3 protein-coding genes and 1 pseudogene are annotated in these 2964 nt (G+C 40.7%); all 4 read right to left on the bottom strand.

What is annotated here, in order from left to right; genetic code table 11:
* A pseudogene (locus tag AACV12_RS09130) lies at positions 1-83 on the bottom strand (DJ-1/PfpI family protein); the annotation flags it as partial.
* A 167-nt stretch (positions 84-250) separates the two neighbouring features.
* On the bottom strand, positions 251-631 hold the full coding sequence (locus AACV12_RS09125) for a GFA family protein (RefSeq protein WP_017039994.1): 381 nt from the start codon (positions 629-631) through the stop codon (positions 251-253).
* Between the two features lie 1069 nt (positions 632-1700).
* Positions 1701-2114 carry an RDD family protein gene (locus AACV12_RS09120; protein ID WP_170901594.1) on the bottom strand — a complete coding sequence of 138 codons (414 nt, stop codon included), beginning with the start codon at positions 2112-2114 and terminating at the stop codon, positions 1701-1703.
* Positions 2115-2273: 159 nt separating this feature from the next.
* Positions 2274-2699, bottom strand: a complete 426-nt coding sequence (locus AACV12_RS09115; protein ID WP_045571622.1) for a GNAT family N-acetyltransferase — start codon at positions 2697-2699, stop codon at positions 2274-2276.
* Positions 2700-2964 lie beyond the last annotated feature (265 nt).

Below are 2964 nucleotides of genomic sequence, written 5' to 3'. Positions count from 1 at the left end.
GTTGTTCTCCCAAGCAAGTCATACATAAGAAAAAAGTCTACATCTGTGAAATCATCAAATATAACAACGCCAACTTTGTACATAAATTTCTATTCCTTTCGCTGACCTCATTAATCGCATAACGCCCAATTAAGGGGTGAACAACGCCACCACCCAACCTAACTCATTGTACCGTAGACACTAAATTTGAAGTAGAAGCAAAAGTGCCAAGCGTTGAGAATCCCTCTTAAATTGCTTGTTATGTACGTGCTCAAAGGGATGCTCCATCTATTTTAACGATTGGAATTTGACTGATATTTAATCCACTAAGACAACGAGCATTTACAGCCCAACCAGTAAATGGGATTTTGCCTGCCTCGATTTCAGCTTTGGTCAATTGGCTAGGTTTACGAAACGGCAGAATACCGCATTTAGGGCAAAAGTAGTCTTCTGCGGTCTCACTACCCCATTGGTATAAAACTGCATTTTCTAGGGGAGTTAGAACCGTCAAATTCTCTGCTGGCACTCTAAAATTTAGCGCACCTCTACGGATACAGATGGAACAATTACACTCTCGAAGATGGTCAATATCGGCTAAAACTTCGAATTTAATGAGACCACAGTGACATGAACCGGAATACGTTTTTGACATCCTGCCTCCTTAGTACATAACGCCGAATTAAGCTGCTACCAACGCACAAAGTCATTGAAAGCAATCTACCGTAATCACCAAACCATTTAGGAACCGATTTAGCCACGCGTTGGTAGTCAGGCTTGAATTTCTTGTTAGGTTCTACTATTTAATCTTCACCCACTTGGCAAAGAGCCCCGCTAGATTAATGCATTGTGTAGAACCAGTTCCAAGTATTTCACTCAAATTAGCAGCCAAATGCGACTAAGTTAAAACAACTATTTTTCTGAGCCGATTAACAAACCTAAAGCGCCTTTGCGCCAGTGAAATCTTCAACCGACCGACTCGATTTTCCAATGAAGCAACCCACGAACATTGGCATGAGAAAGAGCGAAAGAAACGTGATGATTTGGGCAGACCAAGCTAACTTGCTGAAAACCGTAAACGAATGGCTAGCGAAATCCCCAAATCTTTTACCCAATAATGATGCTTTTTCTCTTCGTAAACCTAACGCCCGGCTAAGGGGTTGACAACGCACTGCCGAACTCAAAAAACCACTGTAAACATCGAACTTCAATTTTGTACTAAAGTCGCCACGCGTTGACAATCCCTCTTGAGCCGTTTGTTAGGCCAACTGATTGACACCGACACTTTCAAAACTAAAGAACGAACTTTTTTATAAACTTAAAACAAACTAACCGATTCATTTATAAACCAAAATGCCAAGTCAGCAAAGAAACAAAAAACTCAAATTTAGCGATTTGGAAGAAAAGTGATGAGCGTAGCATGCTCGGCGGACGTTTGGATGCTGAAGGTTATTTCACCGATGAATTCACAGCGATAAACAACCCAACGCGATCAAGAAACAGCAAATATGTGATGATTATTTATTGCTTAAGTTAAACCACAAAACATGGAATTTACTGCTCAATTTCAACTCGACTTAGCTGATAAAAACTCATTTTGCCTAACGCCCGGCTAAGGGGTTGACAACGCACCACCGAACTCAAAAAACACACTGTAAACACTGAACTTCAATTTTGCACTAAAGCCGCCACGCGTTGGCAATCCCTCTTGAGCCGTTTGTTAGCTAATTTACTACAACGATTGTTTTTGCCAGCTTGTCACCTAACCTCTGTCTTCTTTTGCCAAGAATAAAGACCGCGTCGATCATACCAATTATTGGTGTCAGAAGGTTACGAAAAAATGACTGAGGAAAACTACAACTTTTTCCTGTAACCGAATCTATAACTGAGATCCCTAGTAGTTTCTTACCGAGACTTTGCCCTTTAGGTAAACCGTCAGAAAGTAGAAAATATAAAGCAGCCTCCGAAAATGCTATTAAGCTTGATGAAGCTTGGGATAAACCAATCAAAGTACCGAGCCAAAGAAAGAAAATGAATATTGTGGCACTTATTGCACCATCAATGATTTGCCCTAGATAACGAAGACCCGGGCTTGCTAGCCTATGTGATTCAATGATCGAATCTCTATCTATTTCCACTTACTTTTCCTCCATGCGAGTTAGATGTCGAATAAATTTGCTAACGCCCGGCTAAGGGGTTGACAACGCACCACCGAACTTAAAAAACACACCGTAAATGCTGAACTTCAATTTTGAACTAAAGCCGCCATGCGTTGGCAATCCCTCTTGAGCCGTTTGTTAGGTTTTTGAGCTGAAGCTCATGTGATAATAACCACCAAATTCATCATCTACTTGCGACACAATTGCAAAACCTTGTGACAAATAGAACTCAAGTGCCTTTTGATTTTGAACCATACATTTAAGACTCAAATAGCCATATTTTGCTTTCGCACCGTTAAGTAATATTGAGCCAATACCTTGACTCTGATATTCGCTGGAAACATACAGATGATGAACAAATTTGTCAGGTTCCCAAATCGAGATGAAACCTGCAACTTTACCTAAAGCCTCAACTAGCCAAATTCGTTCACCTTGAGTATCACGATCAAAGTCTTCTAATCGAAAGCTGTCCGTCTTGAGCCATGTAAAACCATCTCTTCTAGAGTGAAGATAGATCTTCCTTAATGATTCCAGATTACAAACACTAAACTCTTTGATTTCCATGTATAACCTTAAACCTAACGCTTTGTTAAGGGGTGAGCAACGCAATACCGATATTACCGCATACCACCTTAATCACTTAAACCAACGCGCAGTGAAAATGCCACGCGTTGCGAATCCCTCTTGAACAACTTGTTATATTTCTTGGATTCAAGTACGAAGTGCGACGCCTCTGAACATAAAAACAGTGAGATGCGATAATCATGAACTTTGCTCCCGCCAAGAAGTAAAAAACATGAAATACACGCACCTCACTGAGAACGAAAGG

It is taken from the genome of Vibrio sp. 2-2(8), assembly GCF_963888495.1.
GTDB lineage: Bacteria > Pseudomonadota > Gammaproteobacteria > Enterobacterales > Vibrionaceae > Vibrio > Vibrio anguillarum.
This window is presented reverse-complemented; position numbering and strand designations above follow the sequence as displayed.